17 protein-coding genes and 2 pseudogenes are annotated in these 20,232 nt (G+C 50.1%); 6 read left to right on the top strand and 13 right to left on the bottom strand.

The window, feature by feature from the left end; all coding sequences use genetic code 11:
• Positions 1-6: 6 nt before the first annotated feature.
• From EDM52_RS05565 to EDM52_RS05595, 7 genes are all read right to left on the bottom strand, one after another.
• Positions 7-474 carry a TRAP transporter small permease gene (locus EDM52_RS05565; RefSeq protein ID WP_183184843.1) on the bottom strand — a complete coding sequence of 156 codons (468 nt, stop codon included), beginning with the start codon at positions 472-474 and terminating at the stop codon, positions 7-9.
• 62 nt (positions 475-536) lie between these two features.
• Entirely contained in the window at positions 537-1,595 is a 1,059-nt protein-coding gene (locus EDM52_RS05570; protein WP_122908036.1) for a TRAP transporter substrate-binding protein, read from the bottom strand.
• Positions 1,596-1,663: 68 nt separating this feature from the next.
• Positions 1,664-2,434, bottom strand: a complete 771-nt coding sequence (locus tag EDM52_RS05575) for an SDR family oxidoreductase (RefSeq protein WP_122908037.1) — start codon at positions 2,432-2,434, stop codon at positions 1,664-1,666.
• Positions 2,431-3,855 carry an aldehyde dehydrogenase family protein gene (locus tag EDM52_RS05580; protein WP_122908038.1) on the bottom strand — a complete coding sequence of 475 codons (1,425 nt, stop codon included), beginning with the start codon at positions 3,853-3,855 and terminating at the stop codon, positions 2,431-2,433. Before EDM52_RS05580 ends, EDM52_RS05575 begins: the two co-directional genes overlap by 4 nt.
• A 108-nt stretch (positions 3,856-3,963) precedes the next feature.
• Entirely contained in the window at positions 3,964-5,040 is a 1,077-nt protein-coding gene (locus EDM52_RS05585; protein WP_122908039.1) for a tartrate dehydrogenase, read from the bottom strand.
• A gap of 272 nt (positions 5,041-5,312) precedes the next feature.
• Positions 5,313-7,190, bottom strand: a complete 1,878-nt coding sequence (locus EDM52_RS05590) for a sigma-54 interaction domain-containing protein (RefSeq protein ID WP_122908040.1) — start codon at positions 7,188-7,190, stop codon at positions 5,313-5,315.
• On the bottom strand, positions 7,187-8,917 hold the full coding sequence (locus EDM52_RS05595) for a sigma-54-dependent Fis family transcriptional regulator (protein ID WP_122908041.1): 1,731 nt from the start codon (positions 8,915-8,917) through the stop codon (positions 7,187-7,189). Before EDM52_RS05595 ends, EDM52_RS05590 begins: the two co-directional genes overlap by 4 nt.
• A gap of 259 nt (positions 8,918-9,176) precedes the next feature.
• On the opposite strand from EDM52_RS05595, the gene adh reads away from it, so the two are divergent.
• Both adh and EDM52_RS05605 read left to right on the top strand, forming a co-directional pair.
• Entirely contained in the window at positions 9,177-10,697 is a 1,521-nt protein-coding gene (gene adh, locus EDM52_RS05600; protein ID WP_122908042.1) for an aldehyde dehydrogenase, read from the top strand.
• Between the two features lie 3 nt (positions 10,698-10,700).
• Complete coding sequence (locus EDM52_RS05605; protein ID WP_122908043.1) at positions 10,701-11,042, top strand: DUF779 domain-containing protein; 342 nt, start codon at positions 10,701-10,703, stop codon at positions 11,040-11,042.
• 77 nt (positions 11,043-11,119) lie between these two features.
• Here EDM52_RS05605 and EDM52_RS05610 read toward each other — a convergent pair whose 3' ends face one another.
• Entirely contained in the window at positions 11,120-12,460 is a 1,341-nt protein-coding gene (locus tag EDM52_RS05610) for a DEAD/DEAH box helicase (protein ID WP_420866955.1), read from the bottom strand.
• Between the two features lie 54 nt (positions 12,461-12,514).
• Complete coding sequence (locus EDM52_RS05615; RefSeq protein ID WP_122908133.1) at positions 12,515-13,138, bottom strand: class I SAM-dependent methyltransferase; 624 nt, start codon at positions 13,136-13,138, stop codon at positions 12,515-12,517.
• 164 nt (positions 13,139-13,302) lie between these two features.
• Here EDM52_RS05615 and EDM52_RS05620 point away from each other — a divergent pair, with 164 nt between their 5' ends.
• Positions 13,303-13,995 (top strand): response regulator transcription factor, encoded by a 693-nt coding sequence (locus EDM52_RS05620; RefSeq protein ID WP_122908045.1) that lies wholly within the window; start codon positions 13,303-13,305, stop codon positions 13,993-13,995.
• A gap of 37 nt (positions 13,996-14,032) precedes the next feature.
• A complete protein-coding gene (locus EDM52_RS05625) occupies positions 14,033-16,219 on the top strand; it encodes a sensor histidine kinase (RefSeq protein WP_245996544.1) in 2,187 nt (728 codons plus the stop codon).
• An 82-nt stretch (positions 16,220-16,301) separates the two neighbouring features.
• Here EDM52_RS05625 and EDM52_RS05630 read toward each other — a convergent pair whose 3' ends face one another.
• The 4 genes and pseudogenes from EDM52_RS05630 to EDM52_RS25090 form a co-directional block, all read right to left on the bottom strand.
• Entirely contained in the window at positions 16,302-16,565 is a 264-nt protein-coding gene (locus EDM52_RS05630) for an HPr family phosphocarrier protein (RefSeq protein WP_122908047.1), read from the bottom strand.
• Positions 16,566-16,606: 41 nt separating this feature from the next.
• Positions 16,607-16,987, bottom strand: a pseudogene (locus tag EDM52_RS05635) (family 4 glycosyl hydrolase); the annotation flags it as partial.
• A 163-nt stretch (positions 16,988-17,150) separates the two neighbouring features.
• Positions 17,151-17,684 (bottom strand): annotated as a pseudogene (locus tag EDM52_RS25085) (sigma 54-interacting transcriptional regulator); the annotation flags it as partial.
• A gap of 57 nt (positions 17,685-17,741) precedes the next feature.
• Positions 17,742-17,936 carry a helix-turn-helix domain-containing protein gene (locus EDM52_RS25090; protein ID WP_245996545.1) on the bottom strand — a complete coding sequence of 65 codons (195 nt, stop codon included), beginning with the start codon at positions 17,934-17,936 and terminating at the stop codon, positions 17,742-17,744.
• A gap of 133 nt (positions 17,937-18,069) precedes the next feature.
• On the opposite strand from EDM52_RS25090, the gene EDM52_RS05645 reads away from it, so the two are divergent.
• Together EDM52_RS05645 and EDM52_RS05650 are read left to right on the top strand one after the other, a co-directional pair.
• On the top strand, positions 18,070-19,440 hold the full coding sequence (locus EDM52_RS05645; protein ID WP_122908048.1) for a sensor histidine kinase: 1,371 nt from the start codon (positions 18,070-18,072) through the stop codon (positions 19,438-19,440).
• 30 nt (positions 19,441-19,470) lie between these two features.
• Complete coding sequence (locus EDM52_RS05650; RefSeq protein WP_122908049.1) at positions 19,471-20,109, top strand: response regulator; 639 nt, start codon at positions 19,471-19,473, stop codon at positions 20,107-20,109.
• Positions 20,110-20,232 lie beyond the last annotated feature (123 nt).

Consider the following 20,232-nt stretch of genomic DNA (forward strand, 5'->3'; position numbering starts at 1 on the left):
GTGCTTTCACTCCTTCCCGGTGATGTCTTTCCATGTCACATGGAGAACATTCATAATAAGCAAAACTCCGCTGATCGGTATCACCATGTAGACATATCCCATGGGAACGAGCAAGCTAGGCGAGGTCTGTGTCATGCTTCTGACTGACAGGAGATACCCCTGATAAATCATTACGGCAAAAAAAAGTATGGAGAGCAGTGCAGCCACCGATAAAACAATTTTGTTTGCCATTGGAGACAAAAATTTCTGAATATATTCGGTTCCAATATGCGCTTTAATTGACATCGCATAGGCGGAGCCGAGAAACGTCAACCATACGAGCAAGTACCTGGCCAACTCCTCCGTCCAAGCCAGAGGCTGATCCAGGAAAAACCGGAACAGTACTTGAAGGAAGACAGCGACAACCATCACACCCATGATGGTATTGACAAAGTAGCGAGTGATGCTGTTAATGATAGAAACAATCTTGCCCACACGAGTCCTCCTTTCTCAGGGTAAGAGGGAGAAAAGCAGACTGCCTTTCTCCCCTCCGCCAATTATTTCGTATTCAAAATCTCATTGAGCAGATCTTGGTCGATTTGTCCTGCGAATTTCTCATATACAGGCTTCATCGCGTCACGGAATGCTTGCTTGTCTACGTCTTCTGTGATCGTCATGCCATTGTCTTTCAACACTTGCAAAGACTCTTCTTCCATTTTGATCATCAGCTCGCGCTCTTCTTTCCCAGCGACTTTTGCTTCTTCAGCCAGCAGCGTTTGTACATCTGCAGGCAGCTTGTCCCATACTGGTTTACTGAACAGGATCATGGCTGCGGAGTAAACGTGACCTGTCAAAGACATTTGCGTTTGCTTCGAATCGTACAGCTTGTATGTGTTTGCAACGATCGCAGGGTTTTCCTGTCCATCAACAACACCTTGCTGCAAGGCTGTCAGAGCCTCTGTCCATGCCATCGGAGTTGGTTTTGCACCCAATGCTTCAAAGGCTGCCAAGTGAATTTGGTTCTCTTGTGTACGCAGCTTCATGCCTTGGAGATCAGCTGGTGTTTTGACGACTTTGGAGCCGTTGGTTACGTGGCGGAAGCCGTTTTCAGCCCAGGCCAGACCTATGATATTCGCGCTTTCGATGTCTTTCAGGATATCTTGACCCACTTTGCCGTCCAGCACTTTGTACGCATGGTCGCGGCTTTCAAACAGGAATGGAAGGTCGAGCACGCCCAGCTTCGGATAGAAGTTGGTTACTGGCGCTGTCGACGTGATCACCATGTCTACAGTTCCCAGCGTAAGTCCTTCTGTCAATTCCCGTTCAGCACCCAATTGGCTTAGTGGATAAACTTCGATTTTGACCTTGCCTTGCGACTTTTCTTCTACTCTTTTTGCCATGTCTTTCAAGGATACGTGGTAAGGATGGTCCTCTGTCAAAGAGTGACCTGCTTTAAACACAAAGCTTTGACCATCGCCGCTTGGTGCTGCCGACTCCGCCGGAGCTTGTCCAGCAGGCTGAGCAGCTTGCTGGCCGCCGCCCCCTCCACACGCTGTCAACAACAAAGATACGGACATCAGGCTCGATAATACGAACCCCCACTTTTTACGCATCATTCTCTCTTTACCCCCTAAATGGTTTTGTTTGTGTTTTTCTATATAGGTTTGTAAATTTGAAACCGACGTTAGATACCTCTTCCGCCATCCACATTCATGACTTCGCCCGTTACGATTTTGGACAGATCAGAAGCCAGATACAGAGCGGCTTGGGCAATATCTTCCGGTTGGATCAGCTTGCCCAACGGCACACTGTCGATAAAGATCTCTTTTTTCCCAGCCTCCACTGTCTCAGCATCTCCGCTGATGAACTTGCCCAGCATAGGCGTTTCCGCCGGGCCAGGGTTGATCACGTTGACGCGGATTTGGTCTGTAGCCAATTCCAGAGCCAGTGCTTTACTGAGCATAACCGCTGCACCCTTGGAAGCACAATACGCATTCAGTCCTGGACGGGCACGGATGGAAGCGATCGAAGCGATATTAATTATGCTGCCTCGTTTTGCAGCCTTCATATGCGGTACTGTATGTCTGGTAGTCAGGAAAATGGATTTGGTATTAACGGACATGATTTTGTCCCACATATCCAAAGTCAATTCTTCAATCGGGGTAAACGCCTGTGGCACACCTGCGCAATTGACCAGGACATCGACGGATCCAAAAACGGACATGGTTTCCGCTACCATCGCGGCAACGCTCTCATCATTGGCTACATCGGTTTGCACAGCATGAGCTTTACCCTCAGGCAGCTCTTGCGCTACTCCCTTCGCAGCCTCCTTGTTCAAATCGGCAAGGACGACATTCGCGCCTTCTTGTGCAAATAGTTTGGCAATTGCTTTCCCCATTCCAGATGCGGCACCCGTAACAATCGCTGTTTTTCCCTCTAATAGATGTCTGCTCATAGATTGATCACCACCATGCGTTCTTCTGTCATCTCTTCGACGGCATAACGAGGTCCTTCCTTGCCAAGACCACTATTTTTAACTCCACCATACGGCATGACATCGTTTCGATAGGTGGAAACGTCGTTAATCACTACGCCCCCGTACTCTAACACGCGTGCTGCCTTCATCGCAATATTTAAATCACGAGTGAAAATTCCTGCTTGCAAACCATACTCCGAATCATTGGCTTGTTCAAACGCTTCATCCAGATCGCTGTATGGAATGATGGTAACAACTGGAGCAAATACCTCCCGGCACACCACCTTCATTTCGGGCTTGGTATCTACCAGGACTGCTGGGTAGAACAGGGCTCCTTCGCGCTTCACAGGCATCAGGGACTTGGCGCCCTGGCTGATCGCCTCTTGTACCCATTCTTCTGTACGCGCTGCTTCTTTTTCGCTGATCATTGGTCCTACATCGGTATCCGGATCTTCCGGATTGCCTACCTTCAACTGCTTCACTTCGGAAACATACAGATCGGTAAACTCCTGAACCACAGACTCGTGGACGTAGATGCGTTGAACCGCGATACACGCCTGACCTGCGTTATGGAAGCTGCGTGCTGCTGTTTGACGGGCAGCCAGTGTCAGATCTGCATCCAGATGCACGATGTTTGGAGAGTTGTTGCCAAGCTCCAGGGCGACAGGGCGCATGCCGCTGCGTTCCTTGATATGACGGCCCACTTCACCCGAACCAGTAAAGGTGTACATCGCAATTTTTGGTTCGTCCAGCAGCCATTCGCCTACTTGGCTTCCTGCGCCAGTGACGATATTGATATGTCCCTTTGGCAATCCTGCCTCTTCCAGAATCGCTACCAGCAAATACGTCGCGATCGGCGTTACGGTGGCAGGCTTCACCACGATTGTATTTCCTGCAGCGATAGCCGGGGCGATCTTGTGGGTGCTAAGCAATAGCGGGTAGTTGAAAGGCGTAATAGCGCCAATGACTCCCTTCGGTACACGAATGGTAAAACCCAGTCTATTTTCAGATCCTTCTGTCGATTGCAGCGGCACCATTTCTCCATGGATTCTCTTCGCTTCCTCAGCGGACAAGAGCAGGGTGTTGATCGTGCGATCCAGCTCGTTCATGGCATCCTTGCGCGTTTTGCCGACTTCGCGAATCAGGGAAAGCTCCATTTCATCTCGACGCGCTTCCATCAGTTCAGAAGCCTTCAACAAGATTTTGTAGCGCTGGAAGGGTGTCAACGTATCCTGCTTAAACTGCTTATGCGCCGCTTCTACTGCTGTGGATACGTGATGTTGTTCCGCCTTTGCGATGTGAGCGATGGTCTCGCCGGTAAACTTGTGAAAAACGGGAATGTAATTTTCTGTCTTGACCCATTCTCCATCGATGTACAAATCATAGATTTTAGCGTCCATACTCCTACTCCTCCTTGTTCTTACATGGCCGATTCTGCCTGTATCATCATGGGGACCGCCAAGACGTTTGCGGTCGCCCACTCATGATCCCTAGTAGATGGTATGCTCCTAGCGAGTTGCTTTGTAGATCTGGCTGACGATTTCGTCTCCCAGTTCTTTCGTTGTTGCTTTTCCTCCAAGGTCAGGAGTTTGTACCTTGCCGTCGATCAGAACTTGCTCGATGGAATCCAGAATGACTTTTCCGATCTCCGGAAGGCCCAGGTGGTCCATCATCATGCTCAGACTCCAGATTTGTGCGATCGGATTGGCAATTCCCTTGCCTGCGATGTCTGGTGCGGAGCCATGAATCGGCTCGAACATGGACGGGAATTCTCTTTCAGGATTGATATTGGCAGAAGGCGCCAGACCAAGTCCACCCACAACGGCTGCTCCCAGGTCTGTCAAAATGTCGCCGAACAGGTTGCTCGCCACGACAACATCAAACTCTTCTGGGCGTGTAATAAAATAGGCAGCCAAGGCATCGATATGGTACAGATTTGTTTCGATCCCTGCGTGTTCACGTCCCACTTCCTTGACGATTTCATCCCAGAAAGGCATGGAGTGGTTAATTCCATTGGATTTGGTTGCCGCAGTCAGTCGCTTTTTCGGTCTTTTCTCTGCCAGATTGTAAGCGTACTTGATGATTCGCTCGGTACCATATCGGGTAAAGACGTTGTTCTGTACAGCCATCTCGAACGGAGTGCCTTGATGCATCCGACCGCCCATGTTGGAGTACTCACCCTCTGTATTTTCCCGAACGACTACGAAATCAAGATCGTCGTGACCCTTGTAGCGCAATGGACTTTCCAGGCCACGAAGAAGTTTGACTGGTCTTAAGTTGACATACTGTTGAAAGGCTCTGCGAATCGGAAGAATCAATTCCCAAACTGATATATGATCGGGTACGCCCGGAGCACCGATAGCACCCAGCAAGATCAGATCGTAATCTTTCAGCACGTCCAAACCATTTTCCGGCATCATTCTGCCGTTCTTCAGATAGTACTCGCAGTTCCACGGCTTCTCATCGCAAGCAAAGCGGATACCTCCGTGACTTTCCTCTATTGCTTTGAGCACCTTCAGCCCTTCATTCATAACCTCGGGACCGATTCCGTCTCCTGGTATCACTGCGATTGAATAATGTAGCAATCGACTCCCCCCAATAATCACCGAAATATTTAGACAATTCACCCTAAATATCTTGCATGTTCCGTGCCAAAAAGAAAGAATCGTGTCGAAAGCTAAAAACGCTTTCCATTCAACTAAATGAAAAAACGGATAAAAGGGCCAAACTAAACAAATGAAACAAAGTGTTGCAACAAATCGTTGCAACACTTTGTCGAATAGTACGATCTTATAAACGCAAAGTGCCGCGTTCATGAATTCTGGAACGCATATTCCTATAGAGAAATCGGTAGCATTCATTCGATCTGATACTGTTTCATCTTTCGCCACAGCGTAGTGCGATCCATCCCCAATGCTTTGGCTGCCACTGTCCGATTGTGTTTGGCCTTTTCCAAAGCATCCCTGATCTTCGAAGCCTCCTGGTTCATCTCTTCCGTAAACCGCGGAATCAAACTCCCGTAATATTCATCATCGGTTCTCGAAATTCTTTTCTTGCCTTGAAATAACCATGCCACATCTTCCACATGTACCATTCCATCCCTTGATAGCAGCACCATGCGTTCGACCACATTACGCAGCTCCCGTACATTTCCCGGCCAATGATGTTGCTGGAACAACAGGTAGATCTCCGTATCCAGCGTGACTATTTTTTGCTCATGCTGTTCATTCATTTCCTGGATCATGCTGTCGATGAGCGCCGGTATATCGTCCAGACGCTCGCGCAGCGAAGGTACCTCCAGCTTGAGCATATTGATCCGGTAGTAGAGGTCGGAGCGAAATTGCCCCTTCTCGATTTCCCTTTCCAGATTGCGATTGGTAGCTACGATGATACGAACATCTACCGGAATGACACGCTCTCCACCTACACGTCGAACCCGCCGTTCCTGCAGCACCCTGAGTAAATGCACCTGAATCCGTAAGGTCATCTCCCCGATTTCATCCAGAAATAGCGTTCCGCCGTGAGCCAATTCAAACAACCCCGGCTTGCCGCCCTTTTTCGCTCCGGTAAATGCGCCTTCTTCGTACCCAAAAAGCTCGCTTTCCAAAAGGCTCTCCGGCAATGCTGCACAGTTGACGGCGAGAAACGGCCCCAATGCCCGTCCGCTTTCCAGATGAATGCCTTGGGCAAACAATTCCTTCCCCGTCCCCGACTCGCCTGTAATTAATACCGTCGCATTGCTTTTGGCAAAAAGAGCTGCGTGCTGCTTGGTTTCCCGGATCTGCGCAGAGGTGCCAATAATATTTTCCAGCCGATATCTTGCTTCCAGACCGCTCTCATGCAATTTTTTACGCAGAGACATCTCCATCTTCTGAATATCGCTGATCTCCTTGAAATTGGAGACCGCACCCACGACCTGATCCTTCACGATCACCGGAATGCGGTTGATGACAATCGAGCGATCCAATACCGTCGCCACGTCCCCAAGCTCCTGCCGCCCCGTTTTGAGGACACGCAGCATATCCGAATGAGGGATGTAATCCGTGATCGGCCTTCCCAGCACATCCCCGGAAAGTCCCAGCAGCATTTTCGCTTGCTCATTGACCAGTGTAATCCGGCTCTGGCGATCTACCGCAATAACAGCATCGTGCAAGGAATCGACTACTGCTCCCATGAGCAATTTTTCTCTCAGCCGATCACGAGTGAATGGAACCAGAGAAACAGCCTGTTGCACAGCTCGTCTGATCGTGGAAAGCGACGGCTCCACCAGATGCCATTCCCCGTGTGGCGGCTTGGATCGGCGTATACTGGTATCCCACACGGGGGCGAGATAGGTAAATGGCTCTTCTGCTCCTCGCAGATTGACATTCTCTGTGGCATGAAAAAGGCATGGGCAGCCTACCGTATCCGGTTCTAGCTCGAATTCCTTCTCCAGCCAGCTCTTTTCATTTTCCGAAGCGCACACGACGATTTGCTCCACGGTCTTTCCCGCTTCCCGCAAGCTGTCGACTTTATCCTTGATGTCATTCAGATCGATGGACAAAGTAACCACAGGAAGCGAGAGGGACGCCATCTCTTCCGCATACGGCTCAGAGGTAATGACCACGAATGGCGTCATCATATGGTCCAGAATCGATCGGATCGAGTAAAAGTACACGACAGGATGTTCTTCCGTATCCAGCAGAGCAGCAATTTTACTCTCCACCGTTTTATCTAGTCTATATAAAGCGATCATAGCTCCTCCCAGGTAGCAGGCAAAGAAATGCGGTACTCAGCCATTTTTCGATAAAGTGTATTGCGCCCGATCTGAAGCAGCTTGGCTGCCTGACTTACATTGCCTCCCGTTGCGCGAATCGCTCGTCTGATGGCCTCCTTCTCCGTTTCCTTTAGCGAGGGCAGCGCATCCTCTGATTCCAAAACGTCCCTGACTTCGTCCAGCCCCTCCAATTGGATGTGGTCAGCCTCGATATCCTCGCCGTCCGCCAAAAAAGCCGCCTGGATCAGCACACCTTGTAGCTCCCGTACATTGCCTGGCCAGGAATGAGACACAAGCAACGCCTGTGCTTCCCTGGAAATGGACGGAGCGACACCCTCAGGAGAAAGCTGCTGCAAGAGGTGCCGGGCAAGCTCGGGAATATCGGTTCGACTGCGCAGAGGCGGCAATTGAATCATGACGCCCTTGAGCCGGTAGTACAGGTCTGCACGAAAACGTCCTGCCCTGATTTCCTCAGGCAAATTCCGATGTGTAGCGGCAATCACCCTCGCGTAGATCGGTCTGGACTGATTGCTTCCGACTGGTGTCACGACCTTTTCCTGCAAGACGCGCAATAGTGCAGCCTGAGAGCGAAGCGACATGTCCCCGATCTCATCGAGAAAAATCGTCCCTCTCTTCGCCGCCTCAAACTTGCCGATCCTTCCTTCACGTTGCGCCCCGGTAAAAGAACCGCCTTCATAACCAAATAATTCGCTCTCAATCAAATTTTCCGGAATCGAGCTGCAATTTACCGCAATAAATGGCTCTTGCGCTCGCGGACCTGTTTCATGGATCATCTGAGCAAACAGCTCTTTGCCCGTTCCACTCTCCCCCAAAAGCAGCACCGGAAAATCGACGCGAGCTGCTTTTTGCCCGAGCATTTTTGCTTGCAAGAATCGCGGGCATGTTCCGGCAAGACGAGGAAAAGGCTTCAGCAGGGCGGGTGAAGCGGAAGGCCATATCCGCTTTCGCTTATCCTGTATCGTGTTTTCCATACCTGCATCCATCTGCTCTATGACCCGGCCCATTACTTCAGAACCCAGCTGCCTTTTCGCCGATTCATTCATTCCTACGATGCGGTCATCGCGATCCAGTCCGATCAGCGGCAACGATCGTTGGGTCCGAGAGTCAGCCTGCGGCAACGTCACGATGCGATCGGCTTCTGCCGACAGAAAGTGATTTTGCAGCGCTTCGGCAACCATGCAGACAAGCGTCAGAGAGAGTGGATGATTGTATTCTTTTCTCGTACTGATATTTACGACACCCAGAAGTTCACCTGCAGTAGAAAAAATCGGTGACGCTGAGCATGTCAAAAACTGATTTTCCAAAAAGTAATGCTGTTCTCCCTGCACATGAACGGGCTGCTTTTCGATCAAAGCCGTTCCGATCGCATTGGTTCCCTTGTGCCCCTCTTTCCAATTCGCCCCGATCTGCAGCTGTACTTTTTGCGCCTGATTGGCAAACGTCGGATCACCCACTGTATGGATAATGTTTCCGTGTCGGTCAGCGAGCAGGGCGATGTGTTCCGTGTGCAATAAGAAGGGCTCCAATCTTCCAAACAACGGAAGACTTCTGCGAATCAGGAGGTGATTTTCTTGAATGATTTCTTTGATTCGATTCATGGATATGATTTGATCATGTGCATTCTCTGTGGCTTTGAGGTTCGATTCTTGGCAGCGCTTCCATGACTGCAAAACAATCGTCGACAATTCCCTTCCCTCCCACTAGAAAACTTGGCTGCGTCAAGCTATGTGCGGAGCCTTCGTTGCACTATCATTCTCCTCCAGTATACCATGATTCTCTCGTCTGGCATTGTTCCACTATAGAACGCAAACTGTTCCATTATGATACATATTTTTTGTGCGTGTTTTTGAAAACGTTGTCATACCTTGCTCGTTTCAGGTGGCATGGGATTTGCTGAATGAAGAGATCGTACCGTACATGAGATAGATGTGAGGAGGCGTTCGCATGATCTATGCACAACCCGGCCAAGCCGGATCCAAAGTAACCTTCAAAAATCGCTACGACAATTACATCGGGGGCAAATGGGTTCCACCTGTCAAAGGAGAGTACTTTGAAAATGTGACCCCAGTGACTGGCAAGGTATTTTGCGAGGTGGCTCGGTCCACAGCCGACGATATCGAACTGGCTCTGGACGCCGCACATGAAGCCAAGACTGCTTGGGGGAGGACTTCGGTAACGGAGCGCTCCAATATCCTGCTGAAAATTGCGGATCGGATCGAAGCAAATCTGGAGACTCTGGCTGTTGCCGAAACATGGGACAACGGAAAGCCGGTCCGTGAGACGCTCGCTGCTGATTTGCCACTGGCGATCGATCACTTCCGCTATTTTGCCGGCAGCATTCGCGCACAAGAAGGAACCCTCAGTGAAATCGACAACGGAACGGTCGCGTACCATTTCCATGAGCCGCTTGGCGTAGTCGGGCAGATCATTCCGTGGAACTTCCCACTGTTGATGGCTACTTGGAAGCTGGCACCTGCTCTGGCTGCAGGCAATTGCGTCGTCCTGAAGCCAGCTGAACAAACTCCTGCATCCATTCTCGTGTTGATGGAGCTGATCGGCGATCTGCTTCCTCCAGGCGTAGTGAACGTCGTCAATGGCTTTGGCCTGGAAGCAGGCAAACCGCTAGCCTCCAGCAACCGTATCGCCAAAATTGCCTTCACGGGTGAAACGACGACCGGTCGCCTCATCATGCAATACGCTTCTCAAAACATCATCCCTGTCACGCTGGAGCTGGGCGGCAAGTCCCCGAACATCTTCTTCCCCGATGTATTCGCCAAAGACGATGCTTTTCTGGACAAAGCACTGGAAGGCTTTGTGTTGTTCGCTCTCAACCAAGGCGAAGTGTGCACATGCCCATCCCGCGCCCTGATTCACGAAAGCATCTACGAACCATTCATGGAGCGCGCTCTGCAACGGGTTTCGGCCATCAAGCAGGGCAATCCACTGGATACGGATACCATGATTGGAGCGCAGGCATCGCTGGAGCAGATAGAAAAAATCCTTTCCTACCTCGACATCGGCAAGCAAGAAGGAGCAGACTGCCTGATCGGAGGAGCATCCGCGCAATTGGGCGGAGATCTGGAAGGAGGGTACTACATCCAGCCTACTGTATTCAAAGGGCACAACAAAATGCGCATTTTCCAGGAAGAAATCTTTGGTCCAGTCGTGGCAGTAACAACCTTTAAGGATACCGAAGAAGCTCTTTCCATCGCGAACGACACTCTCTATGGTCTCGGATCGGGTGTATGGACCCGCGATATGAATACAGCCTATCGCATGGGTCGTGAAATCCAGGCAGGACGCGTATGGACCAACTGCTATCACGCTTACCCTGCTCACGCAGCGTTCGGCGGCTACAAGAGCTCAGGGATCGGCCGCGAAAACCATAAAATGATGCTCTCTCATTATCAACAAACCAAAAACCTCTTGGTCAGCTACAGCGACCAGGCACTTGGATTCTTTTAAATCATGAATGCAGCGGAAAAAGTGCTCGCGACGGATGCAGCCTTGCAACTGATTGAGCGGCTCCAGGCAAAGCACGGCAAGCTGATGTTCCACCAATCCGGCGGCTGCTGTGATGGCAGCTCCCCCATGTGTTACCCGCTCGGTGAATTTCTCGTCGGCGAGCAGGACGTTCTGTTAGGCGAAATTGGAGGGTGCCCGTTTTACATGGGCAAGGCGCAGTACGAATACTGGAAGCACACCCAATTGATCATCGACGTGGTAAAAGGGCGAGGCGGCATGTTTTCGCTCGAAGGCCCCGAGGGGGTTCGCTTTCTGACCCGTTCACGCTTGTTTCCTGACTCCTAATCCTGTTAGAACGCAAAGAAAAGCGAAAAGACCGTCTCAGCCTGTTTACAGGTCCGAGCGGTCTTTTTCTACTCCGTTTAAGATCGGGTACGTTTCCTCGCTTGGCGTTGATTCGTATTTCGACTGTCTTGCTTGTTGGCATTGCGTGAACTGCTGGCATTTCGGCCGGAGCTACTCGCATTTCGTTCGCCCCCATCACTACGTCTGCCGCGTTCCACCGGCTTGCCTTTGCTTCTTCCAGCCTGCTCTGCTTTGGCTCCCCTATACTCCCGTGTGTCACGGCTTTTCTGCTCTTGCTTGGGCTTCGCCGGTGCCGCCGTTTCCATGCGTTTTCTTTCAAGAGATAGGCGTATGCCTGCCTCGATCGCTTCCAGGTGCATACGGTCTTTAGGCGCGACCAGTGTAATCGCAACTCCTTGTTCTCCTGCCCGGCCCGTACGGCCGATCCGATGAATATAGCTCTCCACATCTTGCGGAATATCGTAGTTAAATACGTGAGTGACACCCTCCACATCGAGCCCCCGCGCCGCTACATCAGTCGCGACCAGCAGCTGAATCCTCGCTTCCCGAAAACGCTTCATCACGTCCTCACGCTTGGCCTGCGACAAATCTCCGTGGAGCTCGTCTGAAAGATAGCCATACCCCTGCAAGGCGGTGTTCAACGTATTGGCTCTGCGCTTCGTCCTGCAAAAAATGACTGCCATAAATGGCCGCTGCTGATCGATCAGATCACGCAGGGTGGACTGCTTGGCACGGTCTGTCGTCTCTACTGCGATTTGACGGATATCCTTCAGCGTAACCTGCTTGCTCTGTACACGCACATCTTCCGGCTTCTGCATGAAACGCTTCGCCAGTGAACGCACCTGGTCCGGCATCGTAGCAGAGAATAGCATCGTTTGCCGATCTACAGAGGTTGCTTTGATGATCTCCTCCACCTCCGGCAGAAAACCCATGTGCAGCATCTGATCCGCTTCGTCCAGCACCAGCATCGACACCGTCGACAGCTCGATCGTCCCTCGTCGCATATGATCGAGCAAGCGGCCTGGCGTCGCGATCACGATCTGTTTCTTGCCTTCCAGCTTTCTCATTTGCCGTTCTACATCCTGCCCTCCATAGACCGCCAGCACGTGAATGTCGTCCAGCTTGGCCAACAGCTTTTTGGCCTCCGTCGTGATCTGCAAAGCCAGCTCGCGCGTCGGAGTCAAGATCAGAGCCTGCACATGCATTGCCAGCGGATCTGCCTTTTCCAGAATCGGCAGCAGGAAGGCAAGCGTCTTTCCAGTCCCTGTCTGAGCCTGCGCCACCACATCCTTTCCCGCCAGAAGCAGCGGAATAGCTTTTTCCTGTACTGGCGTTGAATCCGTAATCCCATTTGCTTTTAATGTATCATGTAAGGGTAAACCAATTCCTAGTGACAAAAAAGTAGCCAGAACGTCTCCTCCTCTATTGGAAGTTTTTTCTCGTTGTTTTCGTTATTTTGTGCATACAGCCACACCGATAAAATAGCGTACGCCATCTCGTGGCTTTTCAAAAGTAACACCACGCTGGTAGTAGATCTCCGTCTCCCGGAAACGAACAAACAGCTCCTCAAATTCAGCAGGTGTCAATTGATGCACGTGAAAGGGTTCGCTTGTCGGCATTCCACGCCCTCTTCCAAAGGGGCTGGACAAGATTAGCATGCCGCCCGGCTTCAGCATCTGGTACAGGTTGTCCATAAAGCGTTGATCATCCGCTACGTGTTCGATCGTCTCAAAGCTCAGGATTGTATCGAACATGCCCAGCTTTTCCGGCAGATCTGGGTCTAGCGCATCCTCTTTTTGATAGATGATTTTCTGATGATTGTATTCGCGATTAGCATAATAGATCGTATCATCGTCGTTATCGACGGCGATTAGTTCGGTCAGTTCGCGCTTTCGCTCCTTAGCTACCATATGGCTGCCATAGCCTGTGCCGCATGCAATATCTAGCACTCTCCCTTTGATGTAGGGTGTGGCAAAATAATAGCGGGCGATATGTTCCAGCAGCATGCCGTTTGTCGGTTTGAGCTGCTTGGGAATAATCCGTTCCCCTGTCCATTCGAGCATCTGAATCACCATTTTCATTCGTATCCTCATCACATCTTACCTTATTCCACGAACAGATGAAAATCGTTATGGAGATGGACAGGCAGGATTCTTAAGAAATTTGTAATCATTTTCACCACTATTTTGTAAAAGCTGATCGGTAAGATAAAACCATAATCGATTGGGTGGGAGGTACCATGAAAAGCTATCAAGTCCTCGTCGTGGATGACGAGCCAGATATCCGGGATGCGATTGAGATCTACCTGAAAAACGAGTCACTCACCGTCTTCAAGGCAGGTGATGGTGTGGAAGCTCTCTCCATCCTCGAGCAAGAAGACATCCATTTGATCATTCTCGACATCATGATGCCGAAAATGGATGGCATTACTGCGACATTCAAGATCAGGCAGGAGAAAAATATTCCAATCATCATGCTCTCTGCCAAATCAGAGGACACAGACAAGATCCTCGGATTGAATATCGGAGCCGATGATTATGTCACCAAGCCTTTTCATCCTTTGGAACTGGTAGCGCGGGTAAAATCCCAGCTGCGTCGTTACACGAACCTGGGCCATTACAAGGAGAATCAGGATGAAGTCAACGTCCGGGGACTGACCTTGAACAAACACACCAAAACCGTCTCCGTCGATGGCAATGAAGTGCGCTTGACTGCTACTGAGTACAAGATCCTGGAGCTATTGATGAGTCATACAGGCCGGGTATTTTCCATCGAGGAAATCTATGAACGAGTCTGGAAGGAGCCGTATATGAACGCAGAAAATACGGTCGCCGTCCACGTTCGACGGATTCGCGAAAAGATCGAAATCAACCCGAGAGAACCAAAATATTTGAAAGTGGTGTGGGGAATTGGATATAAAATCGAAAAGTAAGCGTTACATAGCGCTCGCACTGCTCGCCTTCGTCCTGGTGACGACGATCATTGCGCTTGTCGTAGCCGATATTTACGACGACCGGCGATATTTGGATAAAGACTACTTCCTCAACCAAAACAGCTATCAAATCACCGAAGAGCTGGCGATCTTTGCGAAACTGTTAAAGGATGTACATGTTGACCACGCTGCCTATGCTGACAAAACACCTCAGCAGAAAGTCGATGGGGACCTGCTTGATGACCTCTCGATGGAACGCGATCAGAAGCTAAACCAGCTAGAGGAAAACCTCAGCGCACAATACAACACAAGAATTGAAGAAGCACGCGCAGCAGGCAACGACAGTCAGGCAGCCCTGCTTACAACCGAAAGAGAAAACAAGCGAACCAACGCGGTGAAACAGATCCAGGCAGAATATGACGCAAAGGTAAAAGAAATTGCTTCCGCCAAAGACAAAAAAGTCGAAGATCTGAAATTCAACTTACTCTTAAGAGATGGCACTTTTAAATACGCTATACAAGATAAGAAGAACAACAAGGTTTACACCAATCTGGATTACGAGCCCACAGAAGCCGAAATCAGACAAAACGCACTCATCTCCGTACAGCTTCCGCAGCGCAAAGGAGAAAGAAGCTGGGGACTGTCGCGTTTTTTTCAGGAAAATCAGTGGGAGGGGATCATCTATATCCCTCGAGTAGCTGAAAGCTATTCGCCCGCTTTCGCCCGCTCAGAAGCATCCAGTGAAGCTGTCATTGATGGCTATTATCATCGAATCATCGATGACGCTACTTACTATCAGTCCATTCGCGAAAGACTGCTGAAGGAAATCGGCCTACTGATGATATGCCTCATCGGAGCTGTTGTGCTGTTCCGTTATTTGAAACAAAATCAGGCGCTCGAACATCCTCTCGTCGCGAAAAGCCAATCACTCTTACGACGCATCCCATTAGATGTCCGGTTGCTATCCTTATTGCCTGCAGGAGTCATTTATCTGGTCTTCACGTTTGAAACCAATTTTTTCTGGTTGCCTATCGGCTTCGATCATTTTTCTACACTGGCTCTGCTGACACCATTGACCGCCTATTTCCTGCTTTATGTGGTAGAAGCCTGGAGCATCTATAAAAATCCGGAGTCTCTTTCCCAACAATGGCAAAACAGTCTGTATATGAAGGTTTTCTCCCTGCTGCGAGATAGCTTTGCAGATCGGGGAATGTTTTTCAAACTGGTCATCTTGCTGGGATTGACCATCGGAATGTGTGTGAGTGCCGGTGTCGGATTGCTTGCGCTTATGAAAAGCGAACCCATCTTCCTTTTCCTTGCGTTTCTGTACTCGGTATTCTACGTCATGTTCGTGCTGCCCTACATCCTCCGACGTACAGCTCTGTTAAATCGAATTACGCGCGGTGTTGAACAGATGTCCGCAGGCAATTTCGACGTGGTGATCGATGCAGGGAAGACCAAGGGCAAACTGGCGAATACAGCCCACGCGCTGAACAATCTCAAGCAGAGTGTCAAACAATCCCTGGATGATCAGATGAAAAGCGAGCGACTGAAGTCCGAGTTGATTACCAATGTGTCCCACGACTTGAAAACGCCACTCACCTCTATCATCAATTACGTCGATTTGTTAAAGCGTGAAGACTTATCGACGGAAGATCGCAGCAATTATCTGAATGTGCTGGAGCGAAAAACAGACAGATTGAAGGTCTTGATTGACGATTTGTTTGAAGCAGCCAAGATGGCAAGCGGCTCCGTGGAGCTGAATATTGAACAGGTTAACGTCGCAGCCCTGCTGAGGCAAACGCTAGCCGAATGCGATGACAAAATCGAGCAATCCTCGCTTACCTTCCGCGTCAACATCGAGCAGAACAAGATTTATGCTCCGCTGGATGGCAAGAAAACCTGGCGCGTCTTTGAAAACCTGATCAGCAATGCACTCAAATATTCCTTACCCAACACCAGAGTGCACGTCGATTTGATCGAGCTTCCGGATAAAGTGCAGCTGACCATCAAGAACGTATCCGCTTACGAGATCAACTTTGATGCCGATGAACTGTTTGAGCGATTCAAACGAGCTGATGAATCCCGCAACACAGAAGGCTCCGGCCTTGGTCTAGCGATTGCCAAAAGCATTGTCGAGCTACAGGGTGGCAACCTTTCTATCGACATTGACGGTGACTATTTCAAGGTGATCGTTGTCTTCCACAAATTCAAGCCAGCATGATGAATGAAAGAAAGCCAATCGACCGGGCAGTCCTTCCCGACGATTGGCTTTTCCTTTTACCTGATTGCGATTCGCGACCAGTCTATACGGCAAAATCTCGTTGAAACAGCTCCCGGATGCCGTCAGCAGCTTCCTGTTCATCCGAGCCCTCGATTTCAAAAGTGACCTCATCCCCAGTCTTGGCACCCAATGCCATGACGTTTAAGATGCTTTTGCCATTGGCCTGCTTGTTCTGGTAGAGAATTTTCACAGTGGAACCGTACTGATTCAGCTTGTTTACCAATACAGACGCCGGGCGAGCATGTAGTCCACCACTCACGTTTACGATCTCTGTAAAACGGATCATCCCATCTCTCCCTTTTCCACGCGTTGATTAACGGTCAAAGCTTAAGTGACAGGTTTGAAAAACTGTGGCAGATGCTCCTTGTGAGCCTCCAGCATTTCATCCAGTAACTGTTTGGCTATCGCATCCGATGGTACGAGTGGATTGATCGTCATCGCAAGGAGCGCCAGATGATAGTCACCTGTGACCGCAGCTTCCGCGGCTACCCGTTCAAACGATTTGATTTGCTGTACTAGTCCGCGAACCGCGACAGGCAAATCCCCTACCGCCATCGGGATCGGTCCTTCCTTGGTGATTACGCAGTTCACCTCTACGGCAGAATCGTCCGGAATACTGGCAATCGCGCCATTGTTGCGGACGTTGACTGGCTGGATGTCCCGCTTGTCGTTGTATACTTGCACACGTGAGCTGGATATCCGTACGCAATTGTCCGATGTTATTGGGGCAGTGATAGGCTAAAAAGGCGTGAATGGCGCTGGCTGAAATCTGAATCTCACGCCCCAATCGAAACGCTTCTTCGCGGAAAAAATCAATCACGATGTTGTATCTCTCTTCGATTCCGCGCTCAGCCAGGGAAGGCAGCTTGATAATCATCGGAATCCGCCGGATGAACGTCTTGAGCAGGCTGGATTCCGGGTTTTCCGTTGTCGCCGAAATGATTTGCACCTGCGCCGTGCGCTCTACCTCTGTTTCGCCAACCCTCCGGAAGGTAGCCTTGTCCATGAAAGTAAAAAAAATCTCCTGCCCCTCTGCCGGCAGACGATGAACCTCATCGAGAAACAGGATGCCTCCATCCGCCTTTTCCACCAATCCTCTGCGATCATTCTCAGCACCGGTATACGCCCCTTTTTTCACACCAAACAACTGACTGATCAGAAGCTGTGGATTATTGGCATAGTCGGCACAATTAAAGACGACGAACGGCGCTTCTGGACTCAATCTGCCTGTATCGACAGCAAACTCGTGAATCCAGTTTGCAAACACCGATTTCCCTACACCGGTTTCCCCCAAGATCAGGCAGTGCATGCCGCGTGGCGGATACAGCACAGCCGCCTTTGCCTGTTCGATCTGCGTCCGCAAGCTTTTATTCGACTTGGCCAAACGGTCCAGCGCCGTTTCCACTTGATACAGCGAATCGTCCTTTTGCTTTACATAAAAAAGAGTAGGCCTGCCTATGATTTATTCAACCTTATCCTCTTTCCATAGCTGATTGAGATCATTGCTTACATTTGCTCGGGCCAATCCCATCATTTTGGCCAGGTCGCTGGCACTCACCTTGTTTTGAGAGCCCAATTCCATCAGCTTTTGATAAATCAGGTCAATCCGTTTCATACCATCACCTGCCGCTCCAGACGTGTTGGTTTTGATTTCCATATCAAACAGGAAAAACCTTCCTTTTTTTCGAGACCTTTATTTATTTTCTGACCCTTGCCTGCTCCTACGGTATAATGAAATGACAAGACACTGTTTATGTCTTGCATCGAAGAGACAGGGGACTGTTAGCGCCATGCTGGTTTTCGTTTTGTTTACCATCTGGGCATTGGGATTTTTCGTATTGTTCACCGACCCTCGCCACACCGCTATTCGCTGGGCAAGTGCGACAGCCTTCGTGGGAGGCGGCGGATTTTTATCGGGTGTGATCGATGAATACGTGCTCGTCATCTGGGCCGATACCTTCGCTCAGCATCCTGACTGGCTCCAAGCACTTACTTTTTTGAGCAGACTCGCTTCTTTCGTCTGCCAGGTGGGATTGCCTTACACCTTTTTGATGTTTGCCGTCCATTCCAGCGACTCGCTCTCTCGTAAAGTCAAAAGAATCACGCAGTATTTCGCGCTGATTCCACCGCTGATCATGCTGGTGATTACGCCGCTCTATCCAGTACTGTCCTTTAATTACTGGATCATGGTGGCGTGGGTCATTCCGTACTTTTTGGCAGCCTGTTCCATTCTCATTATTCTGTACAGGCAGGAAAAAGACCCACTCGTCAAAAAAAATCGTTTTTACACCAATCTGTTGATCATCGTCCCGCTCTTTTTTGTCTTTACATTCATCTATGTCATGCGCATCCAAAATGACTACGAAGCTTGGCGCTACAATACATTTGTCGTGGCGATCCAGTTCATTTTCATCGTCGCCGTCAGTCTCAAATACGGCTTTCTCGGCGTTCGGCTTCGCGTGGAAAAAAAGCGTCTGGACAGCACGCTTCGTGCTATGACCTCTGGTGCGCAAATCGTCAACCATACGATTAAAAACGAAGTAGGCAAAATCGCGCTCTACGCCGACCGGATGCACGCCTACGCAGAGAAAACCAATCAGTCTGATCTGAAAGAAGACACACAGGTATTGATAGAATCGTCCCAGCACATCCTCAACATGGTAGGGCGCATCCAGGAGCAGCTGCGCGAGGTGGTCCTACGCGAGGACCAAGTCTTTCCGAGCCAGATCATTACGCAGGTCATGCATACCCTGCAGCCTTATACAGAGAAAAACCGGATAGAGGTCAGCTTGGAGCTGCAGGAAGAAGTGCTATTGGTATGCGACCCCGTCCAGCTGCGGGAAGTCCTCACCAATCTGGGCATGAACGCGATCGAAGCGATGAAAGCTGGGGGTATCCTCCAAGTGCAGATGTTCCTTTCCAAGAAGCATCTCGTCATCGCCATCACCGATACCGGCACTGGCATCAGCAAGGAAAATCTCCCGCATGTGCTGGACCCCTTTTTCTCGACGAAGAGGACCGGGCACAACTTCGGTCTGGGGCTCTCCTACTGCTATCATGTCATGCAAAAGCACCAAGGGCTGCTGGAGCTTTCCAGCGAACCCGGAAAAGGAACGACCGTCTTTCTGCTGTTCCCGAAAAAACGCATCGTCCACGAATAAATCGTTTTCGAAAGGAGGCTTGGCACTCTTATGGACCCCATCCGTGTATTCCTCGTAGAAGACGACCCTGTCTGGCGCAAAGGCCTGGTCGATTATCTGAATAACAAGCCTGACCTCACCGTCATCGGAGAAGCAGGCACCAAGGAAGAGGCTCTGGAACGTTTCACACCGGCTGACACCGACGTTGTGTTGATGGATATCAACCTGACGGAAAACAATCTCGACGGCATCGAGACCGCCATCGCTTTCATCCAGCTGCAACCGGAATGTAAAATCATCATGCTTACCTCCTTGACCGATGAACAGGTGATAGTCGAGTCCTTTTCGGCTGGCGCCGTCAACTACATCAGCAAGTCCAGCTTCAAGGAAATTCCCGATGCGATCCGCGCTGCCCATGCCAAGCAATCCGCTATCCATCCCACGGCTGCCGCGGCCCTGCGCAGTGAATTTTTACGCCTGAAAAACGATGAGTACCAAAAGCTGCTCTCTCCTGCAGAAAAGGACATCCTGCAGCTCATCCATCAGGGACAAACGCAAACCCAAATCGAACAATCTCTTCATATCACCAAACGCACGATCAAAAACCACATCAACCGCATCCTCAAAAAAATGGGCGTCAAAACGAGCAAGGAAGCCGCAGCCAAAGCAAGCCAGCGCAAGCTATTCTAAATCGCTTTGGCGCGGCTTTCCGCGACCCCCTCCTCTGCTCGTCTTTACATTTCGACCAGGACTTATGATCAGGTACCAATAAAAGTTGGTACTTTTTTATATCCCCCCACTCTTTACAATGAG

Source organism: Brevibacillus invocatus, assembly GCF_003710915.1.
Classification (GTDB): domain Bacteria; phylum Bacillota; class Bacilli; order Brevibacillales; family Brevibacillaceae; genus Brevibacillus; species Brevibacillus invocatus.